11 protein-coding genes are annotated in these 15,231 nt (G+C 49.4%); 5 read left to right on the top strand and 6 right to left on the bottom strand.

Annotated features, from left to right (window positions below):
* Positions 1-213 precede the first annotated feature (213 nt).
* The 3 genes from RBT11_15230 (at position 214) to RBT11_15220 (ending at position 3,748) form a co-directional block, all read left to right on the top strand.
* Positions 214-1,902 (top strand): AMP-binding protein, encoded by a 1,689-nt coding sequence (locus tag RBT11_15230; GenBank protein MDX9788132.1) that lies wholly within the window; start codon positions 214-216, stop codon positions 1,900-1,902.
* Positions 1,903-2,030: 128 nt separating this feature from the next.
* On the top strand, positions 2,031-2,879 hold the full coding sequence (locus RBT11_15225; protein MDX9788131.1) for an amidohydrolase family protein: 849 nt from the start codon (positions 2,031-2,033) through the stop codon (positions 2,877-2,879).
* A gap of 86 nt (positions 2,880-2,965) precedes the next feature.
* Complete coding sequence (locus RBT11_15220) at positions 2,966-3,748, top strand: enoyl-CoA hydratase-related protein (protein MDX9788130.1); 783 nt, start codon at positions 2,966-2,968, stop codon at positions 3,746-3,748.
* Positions 3,749-4,126: 378 nt separating this feature from the next.
* Here the strand turns inward: RBT11_15220 and RBT11_15215 are convergent, their stop codons facing one another.
* The 5 genes from RBT11_15215 to RBT11_15195 all read right to left on the bottom strand — a co-directional run bounded on the left by RBT11_15215 (position 4,127) and on the right by RBT11_15195 (position 10,689).
* Complete coding sequence (locus RBT11_15215) at positions 4,127-5,563, bottom strand: sigma-54 dependent transcriptional regulator (GenBank protein ID MDX9788129.1); 1,437 nt, start codon at positions 5,561-5,563, stop codon at positions 4,127-4,129.
* Positions 5,560-7,047, bottom strand: a complete 1,488-nt coding sequence (locus tag RBT11_15210; protein ID MDX9788128.1) for an ATP-binding protein — start codon at positions 7,045-7,047, stop codon at positions 5,560-5,562. The genes RBT11_15215 and RBT11_15210 overlap by 4 nt, the downstream gene beginning before the upstream one ends.
* 22 nt (positions 7,048-7,069) lie before the next feature.
* Entirely contained in the window at positions 7,070-8,491 is a 1,422-nt protein-coding gene (locus RBT11_15205; protein MDX9788127.1) for a transferase, read from the bottom strand.
* 120 nt (positions 8,492-8,611) lie between these two features.
* Complete coding sequence (locus RBT11_15200; GenBank protein ID MDX9788126.1) at positions 8,612-10,078, bottom strand: SLC13 family permease; 1,467 nt, start codon at positions 10,076-10,078, stop codon at positions 8,612-8,614.
* Between the two features lie 68 nt (positions 10,079-10,146).
* Positions 10,147-10,689, bottom strand: a complete 543-nt coding sequence (locus RBT11_15195; GenBank protein MDX9788125.1) for a CBS domain-containing protein — start codon at positions 10,687-10,689, stop codon at positions 10,147-10,149.
* Between the two features lie 609 nt (positions 10,690-11,298).
* Between RBT11_15195 and RBT11_15190 the strand changes: the two genes are divergently transcribed.
* The gene (locus RBT11_15190; GenBank protein MDX9788124.1) at positions 11,299-12,585 is read left to right on the top strand and encodes a citrate synthase; all 1,287 of its coding nucleotides are present in this window, start codon (positions 11,299-11,301) and stop codon (positions 12,583-12,585) included.
* A gap of 57 nt (positions 12,586-12,642) precedes the next feature.
* Entirely contained in the window at positions 12,643-14,106 is a 1,464-nt protein-coding gene (locus tag RBT11_15185; GenBank protein ID MDX9788123.1) for a sigma 54-interacting transcriptional regulator, read from the top strand.
* 2 nt (positions 14,107-14,108) lie between these two features.
* Here RBT11_15185 and RBT11_15180 read toward each other — a convergent pair whose 3' ends face one another.
* On the bottom strand, positions 14,109-15,161 hold the full coding sequence (locus RBT11_15180; protein MDX9788122.1) for a sigma-54 dependent transcriptional regulator: 1,053 nt from the start codon (positions 15,159-15,161) through the stop codon (positions 14,109-14,111).
* Positions 15,162-15,231: the final 70 nt, after the last annotated feature.

The raw sequence follows: 15,231 nt of genomic DNA, 5'->3' as shown, positions 1-15,231 counted from the left end.
GTTTTTGAGCATTGTTCTCTCCTTTTTTTGAATTTTTTACTGATACAAAAGAACAATGTATTTATAGCATAACAGATTGTATTTTTAAAGTATTAACGCATTTAAGTTCCTTAAGGAAACGGCATTGAGTTTAGGACTTGTTTTCAATCAAACAAAGATAAACCCATTCGCTAGACTTCGATGAATTTCTTTCAGAAAAAGGGGGTAAGGTTTATGAAGCTTGAGCGTGTCTGGAAAGATAACAATGCAGAAGAACAGGAGTATCGTAGCCTGGGTGTTTGGACAGACCTGTGCGTTCACGATTTTTTCGATCGAAATGTGGAAAAATACCCCGATAAGGAGGCGATAGTTGACCGCAAGTGGCGCCTTACCTACCGGCAGGCCCAAAAAATAACTAAGCGGTTGGCCCTTCAATTCATAGAATTGGGTGTAAAGGCAAAAGATGCGGTGGCTGTTCAAACTCCCGGCTGGGCGGAAATGCCCCTCACCCATATTGCGTTAAACCGGGTTGGTGCTAACTTTGTTCCGATGTCAAATGCCTGGAGGGAAAAGGAAATCGGTCACTTATTGAAAATAAGTGAAGCCAAGATGGTGATTGTTCCCTATATTTTCCATAACTTTAATTATATGGAAATGATCAATAAACTGAGGCCGGAACTTCCCGCATTAAACCATGTGATTGTTATTGGTGACGATGTTCCGGAAGGACTGCTTTCTTTTGACAGACTGATTGAGGAGCCAATTGAGGAAAAATATCCGGCCGATTACCTGGATCAAATTGAGGTTGACCCAAACTGGCCTTTGTCGGTTATGGTGTCCTCGGGGACAACCGGGCTTCCTAAAATCGGCCAGTGGACCGATAACAACTTAACCGACCTGCAAATAGGAATTCTGGAAGGTGGCACTAAAGTTACTCCGGACGATATTTTTATTGCTGCAGCGCCCATAAGTACCGGGGCTACGGGATATGTCTGCCCGGTTCTGGGTGCTTTACGAGCCGGTGCTACATCAGTTATTTTGGAGCGGTGGGAAGATCCGAAAAAGGCGCTGGATCTTGTTGTAAGGGAAAAAGGAACCGTTCTTTGTTTGATTCCCACGCAGGCAATCAAACTGCTATGTGAAGATTTGGAATCTTACGATTTAAGCCGGCTAAGATGTATTCCAAATGCTGGCGCCGCCTTTCCATACGATGCCGCAAGGGAGGCGGAAAAAAGGTTCGGGGCGCGGCTGCAGACTTTCTACGGATCAACCGAAGGCGGCTTGGCCGCCGTTTGCTCGGTGGATGATCCAGAGGATGAACGTCTTGCAGCTGCGGGGAAAAGTTTTCCCGGCCTTGATCTCAGGGTGGTGGACGATGATAATCAGGAAGTGCCTCGCGGACAGAATGGCGAAGTTAAATGGCGCGGCGCGATAAAAACATGGGGGCATCTTGGTCAGCCTGAGCTTGACAAAGACGTTTTTGACTCCGAAGGATATTACCACAGTGGCGATATCGGGTATATTAATGCGCGCGGCGTGTTATTCATTGTAGGGCGAAAAAAGGACATGATTATTCGCGGAGGGCAAAATATTAACCCAGGGTTGATTGAAGGCATTTTATTGGAACATCCAAAAGTGGCTGAAGCGGCCGTCATCGGTATGCCGGATCTTGTATTCGGCGAAAGGGTTTGTGCCTTTGTTGTTCCCGCATCCGGTGAAACATTTACTTTTGAAGAGATGAGTTCTTTTTTTGGTCAGCATGGGACCGCCAAGTATAATTTCCCGGAGCGGCTGGAGATTGTTTCCGAATTACCTCGATCAGCGGGAGCAAAGTTGATTAAGAAGGATCTGGTTGACATGATTGTACAAAAACTGAAGCAAGAGGGGAAATTGCCTCCGGATTTTGTTCCTCGGATTAAATAAAAGCCGTTGGTACTCTATTTTTTATCGACAATGCCCGGCTAAACAGCGTCCATTCATAAATCCTGATCGCGGGTGGACACTTCGCAATTATAAGGGCGCGTATGCACTGCAAAGGAAAGGGTTCGGCATTGAAAATAGACTTTCATATTCACATTACTCACCACTACCAACCCATGAGCCGATCCCTGGCGGAATTTTTGCGGCAGTCCTGGGGCGATCGCCTGGAATGGATGATAGAGACCTACGCCTCTCCGGAGAAATTCCTTCACCTAATGGATGAGGCGGAGATTGATTATGCCGTTATTCTGGCAGATATCTCTCCAATGGTTACCGGAATATCGAATAACGAAGCGGTCGCCCGATTTTGTTCGGCCAGCGATCGGCTGATCCCTTTTGCAAACTTAAATCCTCATACCTTTTTGAATATGGCCGAAGAAATTGAGCGTCTCACTGAAAAGCTCGGGTTTCGCGGAATCAAACTTTACCCCACTTACCAGAATTTCTATCCCAATGACGCCGTGATGTATCCGCTCTATGCAAAGTCGCAGGAGCTGGGGCTTCCCATTTCATTTCATACGGGTTCATCGACCTTTGCAGGCGCAAGACTGAAGTACGGGGATCCCCTCTTTCTGGATGATGTTGCCGTGGATTTTCCGGACCTGGTTCTTCTTCAATGCCACTGCGGGCGGCCGCTCTGGTATGAAAACGCACTCGCGGTTACCCGGCTGCACCCAAATATTTATATGGAAATATCGGGGTTGCCGCCCAAAAAACTGCTGGATTATTTTCCGGGTTTTGAGCGCCTCTCCCATAAAGTTATCTACGGTTCGGACTGGCCCGGCGTAACCAACCTTGTCGATAACGTTCAAGCTATAAAGAATCTTCCGATCAAAGAGGAATCCAAAATAAGGATTTTAGGCGAAAATGCGGCCACGATTCTTAAATTGCCGCACCACCCGGCAGGCTTGGATGGATAACGCACAAATTTTATGAGAAATAAACACTATTTTTGAGGAGGGTTAACGATTTTGACGCAACAAAGAACCGACAAAGGAGTATCCACATGACTGCCGTATTGTACGAAAAACGAAACAGGATTGCTTATATTACCCTGAATCGACCGGAGGTACGGAATGCACTTGATGAGACATTGAATCAAGCGCTTTGGGCCGTATGGGATGATTTCGCAAAAGATGACTCGCTGGATGTAGCTATCCTTACGGGTTCGGGTAAGGCTTTTTGTGCCGGTGCCGATCTGAAAACTTTTCTTCCCAAGCTGGAAAAAAGCAATATGCTGGACGTTAGAAAAAATGTTCATACCGGCATTGGAGGGGGAATTACACGGGGCCAGCATAAAATCACAAAGCCGATAATTGCTGCGATCAACGGGTGCGCCATTGGGGGCGGCTTTGAAATGGCCCTGGCGTGTGACTTTCGAATCGCCTCGGAAAATGCCAGGTTTGGCGTATTTGAAGTTAGATATGGGCTTCACCAGGGCGATGGCGGGATCGTCCGGTTGATCGCCATCGCCGGGGTTGCGACTGCTTTGGACCTTACCCTTACGGGGCGCGAAATTAGTGCGGAAGAGGCCTATCGGCTGCGCCTTGTCACGAAGGTGGTTCCACAGGAAGGCCTCATGGCGACTGCGGAACAATATGCCACCATGATCCAGCGCAACAGCCAACAGGCGATTCGATCCGCAAAGGAAACAATTCTCGATGTGGTTGGCCGCTCACTGGATGATGCGCTTCGCCTTGAAGCGCTCAATGGGTATTCGAGTATCGGTGACTTCAGTGAAGCCCGGGAACGATTAGCTCAGTTCTATTCGGAAGGGAAGCACGAATAGCAAGGTCTGTTGCATCACCAAAAACACGATGTTGCCGGGGACAATTATTAGAAAAGGCTGCGCCGGTTTCGGCGCGTTATTCATGGATATCTATTTTTGATACTTTCAACTTTGAAGCCGAATTGACCAATCCAAAGAAAGGAATCCTCAATCTGGGGGCGATGTTTACAAAGTATTCCGCAGCGTGTCAAGAAAATATTTGAAGTCATTCAGGAGGCTCTCACTATCAAGCCCCGGGTTGGTACTCCGATGCATTACGGAAGCGTTGTGGGAGCGGTGAGCGATGCCGAAAGAGTGAAGGCGGCGCTTTCCGGCGAGATGGATGTGGTAATTATGAATCCGGTATGATGGTAATCTGGTATTTTGAAATGTCCGGGGTTATTCCACCGTTGTTTTCATTTCAAGCTGGTATTTTTCGATTTTGGCGTGAAGCGTGGGCCGGGAGAGGCCAAGGAGCTTGGCGGCCTGAGACCGGTTGCCGCCGGTGAGATTGAGGGCCTCCTTAACCAGAATGGCGGCTGCGTGATCCATGCTGAGATCATAGAGATTATCAGTCGCTTTTCGCGTCAGAACTCTCTGCGCCCACTGACGGAGAATGGAACCGTCGTCCGGGGATGTGGCAAGCGGTGTTGAAGCCTTCTCGTTCAGGGTTTGTGCGATATCTTCCCTGGAGATAGGCGCCCCTCGGTTGAAAATGATGGTTTTTTTGATGATGTTTTCAAGTTCGCGCACGTTGCCGGGAAAGCTGTAGGTGGTCAGCGCCGCCAGGGCTTCAACCGTGATGGAAGGTGTGGTGATGCCAAGGTCTGCGGCATGCCGCGCCGTGAAGTACTCAACCATCTGGGGAATATCTTCCGGCCGTTCACGAAGTGGCGGCAGTTGAACGGTGACGACTTTAATTCGATAATAAAGGTCTTCCCGGAATTTGCCGGTGGCAACCGCTTCTTCAAGATCGCGGTTGGTGGCCGCGATGATTCGGACATCCACGGGAATGGTTTCCCGGCCGCCCAGACGCTCGACGCTTTTCTCCTGAAGCAGTCGCAGTATCTTGGATTGCAGATTAAACGGCATGTCCCCAATTTCGTCAAGGAATACCGTGCCGCCGTTGGCCTGCTCGATTTTCCCGACCCGGCGATGCGTGGCGCCCGTAAAGGCGCCTTTTTCAAACCCGAAAAGCTCGCTTTCAAGCAATGTTTCCGGAATCGCCACGCAATTGATGATCAAGAACGGAGCTTTTGAGCGCAGGCTGTGCTGATAGATGGCGCGGGCCACCAGTTCTTTTCCGGTGCCCGATTCTCCTCGAATCAGAACGGTGGCGTCGGTGGGCGCGGCCCTTCCGATGGCTTTGTAGATCGCCTGCATGGGTTGGCTGCGACCGATAATGGCCTCGCCGGATATTTTGTCCGGCGTGCCGTTCATGTCCACGGGAAAACGCATAAACCGGCCCGCAGCTAGGGCCTGATGAATGACCTTGAGCATGTTCGGAATATCAAAGGGCTTGAGAATGTAGTCGAAAGCGCCTTGCTTGGTGGCCTCAATCGCCGTGTCCGTGGTACCGTAGGCTGTCATGATGATGACCGGAAGTTTTGGTTCCCGCTTGTGAATTTTCTGAAACGTTTCCATTCCGTTCATGCCCGGAAGGCGCATGTCTAAAATCACGAGATCGGGTATTTCACGATCAATCAGTTCAAGCCCGGCCTCTCCCGAGGCGGCGCCTGACACCTGATATCCTTCTTCCGTGAGCAGTTTGTGAAAGCTGGTTCGTAATTGATCATCGTCGTCTATCACGCAGATGGTTTGTGCTTTTCCGGTCATGACACCCTATCCTCCAACGGCAGCACCATGCTGAAGGTGGTGCCCCGATCTTTCGGTGAAACGACTTCGATACGTCCCTGATGCTCTTCAATGATTCGAGCGGCAATAGCGAGACCCAGTCCCGTGCCTTCGTCCTTCGTGGTGAAAAACGGCTGAAACACCTTGTCCCGTAACGTTTCGGGAATGCCGGGGCCGTTATCTATGACCTCAATGATCGCGGATTTTCCAAGTCCGGATACGGTGGTCACATTTTCCGTGATCACGATTTCGCCGCCGTGTTCCATGGCTTCACAAGCATTGACGATCAGATTGACAAACACTTCCTTGAGCTGCTCCGGATCGATCAGAATTTCCGGTAAGAGTTCCTGCCGTTTTACGGTGACTTCCACCGCATATGATTTTAGCCGATGGACCAGAAGCTGAAGTGCCTGATTCACGACAATCGACGGGCTGATGCGTTGAATCTGCAATCGCGGCGGCCTTGAGAATTCAAGAAAATTTTGAACGATGGTATCGATATGCCGGATTTCCTCGGAAATTACCGATAGATCCTCCCGTTGGGTTTCGGTCAACTCCATGGCGCGACTTAAGGAAAAAAGCCGCATTTTTACCGAGGTAAAGGGATTTCGAATGCTGTGGGCCATGCCGGCGGCCAGTTTGCCGACCAGCGCCAGCTTTTCAGACTGAAGCAGATGTTCCCGGCTTTTTTCAAGCTCGTGCCGGGTGGTGTCCACGTCTTCAAGCAGGCCCCGGACACTGCGGTGAAGCGCGCTGATGTCATTTTCTGTTCGTTTTTTTCCCGGATGTCTTTCGGCTTCCATGGCCAGCCGGTGCACGGGGTCTAGAATTTGATTAAAAAGAAAAATCGCCAGCCCCAAAGCCAACAATGCGCTGGCTCCGGCCGCTAGTGCCGCGATGATACGCAACTGCAGTGCATGGGTGTGACTGACCTCACGGGTTTTTAGAATCTGTTGTTTATGGAGGCTCTTATATTTATTGCAGAGATCAAGAATTGTAAAAAAGGAACTTCTAACTTTTACGTGAAGTGTGGCGCCTTCCGCTGTTCGGCTGGCTTTATAAAAATCAATCACCCGGTCTTTGGAAGCAATATACTGGTTATACTCGTGTTCGATTCGGGCAAGAATTTCATTTTGTGATGACTCATCGGAATTTTGTTTGGCTTCAAGCAACCGCTCCTTGAAAATTTGCCGGTATTCACCCAACTGGCGAAGCCAGTCCGGATTATGGTCCATAAGATAATAGGAGACAAATCCCTTCTGATTCACCAGCGCGGTTTCAAGCGCTTCTGCCGACTCAAAGGCGGCCAGGTGCTTATCGATTACATTTGATAACAGGCGCTCTATCCGGTACGTGTACCAGACCATGACGGTCCCACCGATAAAGCTGATAAGCACCAAGCCGGTGAGAATGGCAAAAAGCCGGGTTTTGAGTTGAATTTTACGCCACATAATTTTTGATGCCACCAAGCCCTGCGTTGCCTTTTAATCAAGGGTAAATGTCAATGGTGGGATAAAGTCCCCTGGACGGTCCCACAGCGTAGGGTTGAATGATATTATAAGAGATGTTTTGGGCTTTTTGTGCGTGGCCCCTGTTTTTCCGGCCGTCGAAATAAGCCCCGTTGTCAGTCAGAATATGCTCGATGCGCGACTTGAAAGCCTTTACGAATAATTCGCCGTTTCCCTGAAAGGTCATCTCCCCCACCTGCAGCTCCCCGTCGATTTGCGATAATTTTTCAAGTGAAATGCTGTTGTTCTCAAGATCCCGGCTATTTCGTATATACCCCCATACCATATGATTGGCTGGAATGGTCAACGGCTCCTCAAGATCAATAATGGTGTGGGGAATCACAATGCTGCCGGCGCCGATGGATAGCGGGCATCCGAGATTTCCTCTCAGAAAGGAGTTGAATCCCACAAACACCTTTGTGTCAAGGAGCGTATAAATGACCTTGGCGCCATGGGCCATGACGACATAGCCTTTCAGGAAGGAATGAATGATGTAGCAATGTTCCTGAGCATTGGCGCCTTTACCGAGCCAGGAGTTGTCAAGATAGGCGCGTTGGGCCACCAGCACATTTTCGCTGATGGTCGTATCCCCGCGGATTACGGCGTACCGGTTGAGGGATGCGCCGGTCGGCACCGGAATCGGCACCTTGCGATGCACGACTTCAAACAACTGCTGAAATTCGTCTTCTCGATCTTCGACAAAATCAATGAAAATGCCTTTGGCCGGGTTGCCGGGAGCAAAGGAAATATATCGGTCCAATACATCAACGGAATGGCGGTACTTGAAGTCGAAGGCCTCCGGGTTTCGAATCCAGATCTGGCCGTCCGGAACCCATTCATGCTCAAGAGCGCCTGTTTGCACATACGCAAATCGGCCGACCACGCAATCATAAAGGCTTGTCAGATCCACCGTGGCAAAGGCGTTTAAAAAACACCCTTCCATCGGAGAGCCGTGAATATTGCTGTAGGAGTTGGCTGCCGAATTTTTAATGAGATATAACTCCAGCTTTTCCGGGTCATGAGAATAGCTGTGTACCAGGGTTTTAAGCAGATAACTGCCCTTGATCCAGATAAACTCATCTTCCTCCACGGTCAACGCTTTGCCTTGATACGTATAGGTGCCCCCCTTGGCTTTCAACTCATCCCCCCGAATGTCGCTTTTATAGAGAATGGAGTTGTCCACCTTGCACTGGCCGAGAAAATAGCTGCCCGCCAGATTTGAATTGCTGAAATGAAAATGTATCGGATGTTGTGAAGAGATACCGTAAAAGGCATAAAATTTCAGTAATTGAGTTAGCGGCAGGCGTTCTTTCAGATGGGGCTTCGCATCAAAATCAAGGCGCCTGAGGTTGATGTTGAGTTGGTTGATGATTCGGTCTAATAATTTTTCGAGGTTTTTCATGGCGTTCTCCAGATAGTGTCGGGCGTTTCATGAAAAGTAACCGCTTATGGCAGCCATTTTAGCATACGCAGTGTTTAAAATCTATCGAGGGGGGCGTGCCCCCCCCTCGATAGGAGATAGTTACATGGTTACCGGCATCCCCATCAACGGCCAGAGGACAAAAATGGAAAAGGCGACCACCACCATGAGCAATATACTGGCCGGAATACCATATAGAAAAAATTCACCGGTTGTAAACTGTTTGGAATCATAGGCAATGGCGTTGGGCGCCGCACCCACCAGCAACAAAAACGGCATGCCCGCAGTGACCAGGGACGCAAACAATATGACATCGGGAGCGACGCCCAGGTAAGGTGCGATGACCAGCGCTACGGGAAGAGAAATAGCAATGGCCGCCACGTTCATGATAAAGTTGGTCATGATCATGACGAAAAAGGCGATACTCATCACGAATACGAACCAGTTGGCTTTTTGGAACATGACCAGCCAGTTGACGGCCAGCCAGTTGGCGGCTTCCGTTTGCCAGAGACAAAACCCGATACTCATGGCGCCCGCGAACAATAAAATGATGTTCCAGGGAATGGCTTCCAGGTCGTCTATATCCATAATGCCCGTAATGAAAAAGAGAATGGTGGAAATTAAAATGAGCGCGGTTTTATCTATCGGCTCTAATGCGGGAATAAACGATCGAAGCGACATAGTCAGAATACAGATAAAAACAATGATGGACGCAATGATCTCTTTGCGGGTAATGGGCCCCATCGCGGCATCCAGCTTTCTGGCTTTTTCGCGAAGACCGGGAATCACTTTCTTTTCCGGCTTTAAAAAAACCATGAAGAAACCCCAGAGCAAAAACACCATGAGCCAGCCGACCGGCGCCATATAATAGCTCAACTCGAAAAAGCTAATTTCCTTGCCGACGATATCCTTGAAAAATCCGACGGCAACCGCACCCCGGGCAGCCCCCAGAAGGGTGACGATACTGCCGGCGCCGGCGATGAAGGCCATGCCGATAAAAAGTCCCTTACCGAATTTCGTCGGTTTGTCGCCTTCTCCGTATAAGGCGTAAATAGACAAAAGCAGCGGATAAATGGTGGCGGCCACGGCCGTATGGGCCATGATGTGGGTCAGCGCGGCAGTCACGACAAAACACCCTAAATAGATCATGCTTGTTTTTTCACCGACAACGAGCAGCATCTTATATGCCAGGCGCTTGGTGAGTCCCGTCTTGGTGAATACCAGACCGATCATGATGGATGCGAAAATAAAAAGGACCGAGGGGTCCATGAAATCTTTAAACGCCTCTTTGGCGGGCCGAATCAGAAAAAGGGCCTGCAACACACCGATCGCGAGACTCGTTATACCGATGGGAACCACTTCAAACACCCACCAGGTGCCGGCCAGCAAAAAGACGGCCAGCGCCCCTTTGCCTTCTTTTGATAACATGAAATGCTTTCCCTCGGGGTCGACGGCATCCGGCCATGGCGGGGAATAATACACAACGATAAACAAAATGACGCCGATTGACAGAAATAAGAACTTTTTCCAGTTAAAGCCGGGTTTTTCTGCAACTTGTGCCGTATCCATAGCTGTGTTTTCTCCTTAAACTTATAATTGCCCGTCGGCCAGCGGCCGTATGCGGGCTGAATTGCTGGTTAGAGTTTGCATTCCTTCATCATTCGGGAAATTTCTTGAAATACATCCGTTAGCCTGAGCACCCCGATAACTTGATCGGCCCGCATGACCAGCAGGCTCTGGTGACAGCCCATTAAAAGCTGGTGAATGGCTAAGTTCAGAGGGGCTGATTCGTTAATCAGCTCGGCTTCGGTGGGTTTGGCCATAAAGTTGACCACTTTTTTTTCATTGGCTTTTCTGCAAATGTCATCCAGGGAATCTTCCCATAGCTGGTATTTTTCCAGCAGGGACTCCATAAATTTCCGGCTATAACCGAATCGGGTGAGCTCGAGGTGATCATATTTGGGCTCCAAGGCGCGCATAATATCGTGGTGACTCAATTTGCCCACGACATTTTTATTTGCATCCAAAATTAATACCGCACGATGCGGATGGCGGCCCTTTTCGTTATTTGCCTGCGCTTTTTCAAGCGCTTGTACTGCCTCAAACAGCGTGGCATTCACGCCCACCGTGACATAATCGGAAAGCGGGACCATCAGATCTTTAACCGGTTTTTCAGCCATTCAAGTTCCTCCTTCTCTTTGTGGCCCCAATAGCCTCTCCGACGGTCAGCCTGTTCGGATCGAGTTGAAGGCCACTATCGTTTATTGGTGCGATGCATTCTCATCGCGTTCTTTTCATTGCGCACACATCCATTGTTTTTTTGACAAAGGCGCTTTTATCAAATCAGACAGGCTTATCGACCCCTGATAAAAGTAAATAGTCACATTACAGAGTCGGCGATTTCTAAGCAATCCTTTTTTTATAATCGGCACCATTCGCCCGACATCGTGGAAAAGGCGCCGCGCAGACCGAAAGATAAGACCAAATGATAGGCTTGACCCGAAAAAGAATATTAAGTATAAATCAAGACCGACTTATTGTGAATGTGGTCCCTATCTTCTTTAAGTAGGCGGTTCTTACCGGTTGGTTCGGGGAATGCACCGGATCTCGTTTTTTATAAGCTGACGGAAAAAAGCATTGCCATTCAATTCCCGGCGGACATTACCTTTCGCCTTCAGCATTGATAGGTTATCGAATGCCGGTTGCGTACTTTTGGGTACGAAAGCGGCTTACTGCCTTGCAACGGAAAAAATGTTCAAGGCGATAGCGAGCGGATTAAGAGGAATATTATGACTGAAACTGCCAAGCTCCTTTTGGATGGAAAGACGTATGAATTGCCCGTGGTCGTGGGCTCTGAAGGTGAAAAAGCAATTGATATCACAAGGTTGAGAAACGAAACCGGGTTTATTACACTGGACCCGGGGTTTGCCAATACGGGAAGCTGCCGTAGCAGCATCACCTTCATGGATGGGGAGGCGGGTATTTTGCGGTATCGGGGCATTCCGGTTGAAGACCTTGCCGAATATTCAACCTTTCGGGAAGTGGCTTACCTCCTGATTCACGGGGAGTTGCCCACGCGTAGCGAATTGACCCGGTTTTCCGTGCTGTTAAATGACAACTCGCTGATTCATGAGGACATGCGGGCTTTTTTTCAAAATTTTCCACGGACGAGTCATCCCATGGGGATTTTATCCTCCATGGTGAATGCGCTGCGCAGTTTTTACCCCGAACTTGACGACAACGAGGTGGATGTCGATCTGACGATGGCCCGCCTTATCTCCAAGGTAAGGACCATGGCGGCGATGTCCTATAAAATTTCCCGGGGGCATCGGGTGGCCTATCCCCGGCATGATTTATCTTACTGCGCCAACTTTTTATACATGATGTTCGACTCTCCCGTGAATCCATATGAGATAGATGCGGACATTGTGAAGGCGCTCAATGTGTTTTTGGTGTTGCATGCCGATCATGAACAGAATTGTTCCACCTCGGCGGTTCGATTGGTAGGCAGCGGTCGGGTGAATTTATATGCCGCCATTTCCGCCGGTATTGCCGCACTGTGGGGGCCGCTGCACGGCGGCGCGAATCAGGCCGTGATTGAAATGCTTGAGGAGATTCATCGCGGGGGCGGGAATGTTAAACAGGTGGTGGCGCGGGCAAAGGATAAATCCGAAAACTACCGGTTGATGGGGTTTGGTCACCGGGTGTATAAGACACATGATCCTCGGGCAAAAATAATTAAAAAAACGTGTGATACCCTGTTGGCAAAGCTCAATATCTCGGATCCCCTGCTTGATATCGCCAAGGAGCTTGAAGAAATCGCACTAAAGGATGATTATTTCATCAGTCATCACCTGTACCCGAATGTCGATTTTTACAGCGGGATCGTCTTAAGGGCTATCGGCATTCCCACCAATATGTTCACCGTGATGTTCGCGATCGGCAGATTGCCCGGCTGGATTGCCCAATGGAAAGAGAGCATGGATGATCCGACCTGGAAGCTATGCCGGCCCCGTCAGATTTATATGGGGCCGACCGAGAAACCATACATTCCGATAACGGAAAGAACGCCCTGATTTTTTTGCCGGGTAATCATACCTATGAATGACAGTTGCCATTCAACTTGCGGGCCGATGGATCACTTAAAGGAGATATCCTCATGGATATCCTCAGCAAATGATCTGGATCGTTTGCTGCATTTGGTGGTGGAGACGGCCGTCCGCGCCATGGATGCAAGGGCCGGATCATTGTTGTTGCTCGATCGGAAAACAAGCAGGCTTCATTTTCAGGTGGCCACTGGAGAAAAGCGGGAGCAGATAAAGGCCTACGAAGTTGATTTGGGACAGGGGATCGCCGGAACGGTCGCCAAGACCGGAACCTCCCTTTTAATCCCGGATGTGGAAAAAGATGCCAGATGGTGTAAGGAAATCAGCCTCGCCATTGGGTATAAGACCCATTCGATCGTTTGCGTTCCCATGCGAATGGGCACAACGGTTATTGGTGTCGTGCAAATCATTGATAAACTGGATGGCACAAACCTAACAGAGAACAACATGGATTTGCTACAAATTTATGCTGATTTAGCGGCTGTTGCCATCGGAAACGCCCAACGAATCGCCAGAATGAATCAGGAGAACAAGGAATTACGGACGGCCCTCGGTATTAACTCCCGGATTATCGGTGAAAGCAAACAGATAAAACAGGTGATCGCCAATGCGTTGAAGGTGGCGGAATCCAAAACCAGCGTGCTGATAACCGGTGAGAGCGGCACCGGCAAGGAATTGCTGGCGCGGCTGATTCACGATGCCAGCCCGCGAAGTGACAAGCCGTTGGTGGTGCTCAACTGCGCTGCTGTTCCGGAGGGCCTGTTGGAAGATGAACTTTTCGGGCATGAAAAGGGAGCCTTCACGGGGGCGGTGAGTCGGAAAACCGGCAGATTCGAATCGGCCGACGGCGGCACCATCTTTCTGGATGAAATCGGTGAAATGATTCCGGGCATGCAGGCAAAATTGCTTCGGGTCGTTCAGGAAGGTATTTTTTATCGTGTGGGCGGGGTTTCGCCCATTCATGTGGATGTCCGGGTGCTATCCGCAACGAACCGGAATATTGAAAAGGAAGTTGCCGAGGGACGGTTTCGGGAAGATCTTTATTATCGCCTCAATGTGGTTCATCTTGAAATGCCGCCGTTGCGGGACAGAAAAGAGGATATTCCGTTGTTGTGTCACCACTTTTTAAATCTATTCCGTTCGCAGCGCGGCATTTCCCGCCTGCGCATTTCCCGTGACGCCCTGGAAAGAATGACATCTTACGATTGGCCGGGCAATGTTCGGGAGTTGAGCAATGCGCTGGAGCGTTCCGTGGTCATGGGAAACGGTGTGCAGATTATGCCTGAAGATTTGCCTATTGAGGGGCCGCGTTCGATTTATCATTCAGGGCTGCAATCTGGGTTGAGCCTACAGGAAGCCGTGAGCAGGTTTAAAAAGGCGTTTATTGAAATGACATTGGCGCAAACCGGCGGAAACCGAAGTCGGGCTGCCGGAATAATGGGAATTCAGCGCACTTATCTTTCAAGGCTGGTATCCAAGTACAACCTTTAAAATCAGGCCATCGGGGGAGCGATATTTAAATCCGCGATTTTATAAAGCAGGGTTTTATAACTGACTTTCAGAATCTTTGAGGCCTTGCTGCGATTCCACCCGGTTTTATCAAGCACAAAGGCGATGACTTCTTTTTCAACATGGTCGAGGGCCTGACGCTTGATGTCCTTTAATGAAAACCCTTTGAAATCAGATTGTTCTGATCCATTAAGATTCAGATAGTCCGATACGATCGAAGCGGCGCTGAGTCCGGCGGATGGAGCGCCCGGTAAAGAGGCATTGCCACTTTGAGGGTCCGAATATGGTTTGTTGATTGACAGCTCATCGACAATTTCGTCCCAGTCGCAAACCACCAGAAAACGCTTCAGCACATTCTGCAACTCCCGCACATTGCCGGGCCAGGGGTACTCCATGAGCCGTTGAACAATATGAATGCCCGGCTTTAACAGTTGCTTATTGTCAAACTGGGAAATGTAGCGATCAATATAATAATCGACAAGTGGTGGAATATCCTCCGGCCTTTCTCTCAATGGCGGGATTTGAATCTTGATAATGTTAAGGCGATAATAAAGATCCTCTCTGAATTTACCTTCCCTGATGCTTTTTTCAAGCTCACAGTTTGTGGCGGCGATCACCCAGGTGTCCGTTTTGAACTCCCTCTCGGAGCCTAGCGGTGCAAACTCGCCGCTCTGAAGCACATGCAGGAGCTTGGCTTGAAGTGAAAAAGACATATCCCCGATTTCATCAAGGAACAAGACGCCTTCATGGGCCAGCTCGAATTTTCCGCGTTTTTTTCGCTCGGCACCGGTAAAGGCGCCTCGCTCAAACCCGAACAGCTCACTTTCAAGCAGTCCGTCGGGCAAAGCGGCGCAGTTTACCTTGATAAAGGGTTTGTGCCTTCTGGGGGAGAGCTGGTAAAGATTTTGCGCAACCACCTCTTTGCCGACACCGCTTTCGCCGGATATAACGATGTTGAGGCCCGTATCCGCCACATGTTTGATCAGTTCTCTGATGCGTTCTATGCTGGCGCTGACGCCGATGAGTAGGGGTACCATAGACTGATTCAATATAGTTTGAGTCCGTTTTTAAAAATTTCGATTTTGCTGATATTCGGACAAAATCGAT

The sequence above is a fragment of the Desulfobacterales bacterium genome (assembly GCA_034003325.1).
Taxonomy (GTDB): domain Bacteria; phylum Desulfobacterota; class Desulfobacteria; order Desulfobacterales; family JAFDDL01; genus JAVEYW01.
The sequence above is the reverse complement of the archived record's forward strand: the minus strand, read 5'-3'. Positions and strand labels throughout refer to the sequence as shown.